Source organism: Candidatus Manganitrophaceae bacterium (genome assembly GCA_012960925.1).
GTDB lineage: Bacteria > Nitrospirota > Nitrospiria > SBBL01 > JAADHI01 > DUAG01.
In genome coordinates, this window is sequence record DUAG01000005.1 from 1 (window position 1) to 1,430 (window position 1,430).

2 protein-coding genes are annotated in these 1,430 nt (G+C 53.2%); both read right to left on the minus strand.

All coding sequences use genetic code 11. The annotated features are described in order from the left end of the window. Positions 1-182 precede the first annotated feature (182 nt). Positions 183-389 (minus strand): hypothetical protein, encoded by a 207-nt coding sequence (locus EYQ01_01070; GenBank protein ID HIE64407.1) that lies wholly within the window; start codon positions 387-389, stop codon positions 183-185. Between the two features lie 19 nt (positions 390-408). Then, positions 409-1,185: a hypothetical protein gene (locus EYQ01_01075; GenBank protein HIE64408.1), complete on the minus strand. Its 777-nt coding sequence runs from the start codon at positions 1,183-1,185 to the stop codon at positions 409-411. Between the last annotated feature and the right edge of the window lie 245 nt (positions 1,186-1,430).

The window sequence follows — 1,430 nt, forward strand, 5'->3', positions numbered from 1 at the left end:
TTGGCTCTGGCGTCGGCGTAGAGAACACCCGATTTGATGAGCGGATCAATCCATGCCGGAGCAATGGCGCGCTCAGTAATGAGGTAGGCTTTGACACGCCCGAGTTGAACAGGATCCGGCGGAGGTAATTTCAATCCGCACCGGGGCGGGCCATGATTTTCTTCAAACCCCGAAGCACGGGGCTAATGTCTCTGTAGCCAGTCCAGAGCTTCTCTGAAACTGCAGTGGTTCAAGTGAATGACCAGATCAATGGCTCCGCCGCCACCGGTTCCGTGGTTCCAGTTAATGAACTTGGCACCGTTGACCGAAAGGATTCCAACCGAAGTATGCCACTTGGACCTGTCCAGCGGATCGGGGCGGACTCCCCGGAGCCGGAGCACCGATTCCAAAGGAATGGCTCGAAGCCGATCAGCTCTTTGCCTGATCGTTTCCAGGCTTATTGTCCGGGGTGAGTTTGGAGCGCAGGCTTCTGCACTGTTTCATATTGATGACATGACTGTTTTCAGTCAGACGATCAACAAGAGCGGCGGTGAGATGGTCGTTCCTGAGAAAGGAACCCCATTCGCTGAAACCCAGGTTGGAAGTGATGAGGGTGGGTTTCTTCCTGTGACGCTTCTGCATCAGAGTGAAAAAAAGACCGACCTGAACCGGTTCGACTTCAACATATCCGACCTCGTCGATGAGCAGACAGTCCCAGGAGAGATATTTTTTGAGCACTTTGTGTTGGGAGTGATCGGCGACCGATTTGTAGAGATCGTTGATGAGTTCGGCGAAGAGGACGGATCGGCCGCTGTAACCCTGATTGACGGCGTGAATGAGAAAGCCGGTGGCCAGTCCGGTTTTGCCGCATCCGGTTTTGCCCAGCCAGATGATGTTCTGAGAGTTCTTCATGTAGCTCATGGAATCGTAGAGGGACATGATTTTCTTCCTGTTGAGCTTAGGCTGCCGGTCAAAGGGAAAGGTTTCGATGACCAGGGTTTCGGGAATGCGGGCCTTTTGGAGTCGGAAGCGACAGGCGTTTTCACGTCGGATCCGGTATTCCTCATCGACGAAATGGTTCAGAAGCCGGGCGTGGGAAAAGTTCTTCTGCGCGGCCACTTTGAGATAATCATCCCAGTGTTCGCTGAGTCCCTTCAAGCGAAGATATTTCAATTTTTCTTTCAGTGGCTCTTTGCTGTCTTTCATGGGGTGGGAGGAGTTTGCTGTTGCGGGTTTTCTCCGGTGGTGTCCTCTTGGGTGGTGTCCTCTTGGGACGAATCCCGGTAAATGGATAAATCGGGGGCATCGGTCAGCGAACCTTCCAGATACGCTTCGCGTTGAGTGAAGTGCTCATCAACCACCGCCGAAGGAAGCATTGGGCTTCCCTGCTGCAGGTATAAAACGGCGATACGCTCGATGGTCAGAATGTCTTCGATGCGGTATTGGGTTGA

Bases quoted from the DNA above. Each gene is read 5' to 3' on its own strand.
- EYQ01_01075 (HIE64408.1), bottom strand. From the start codon at position 1,185: ATGAAAGACAGCAAAGAGCCACTGAAAGAAAAATTGAAATATCTTCGC.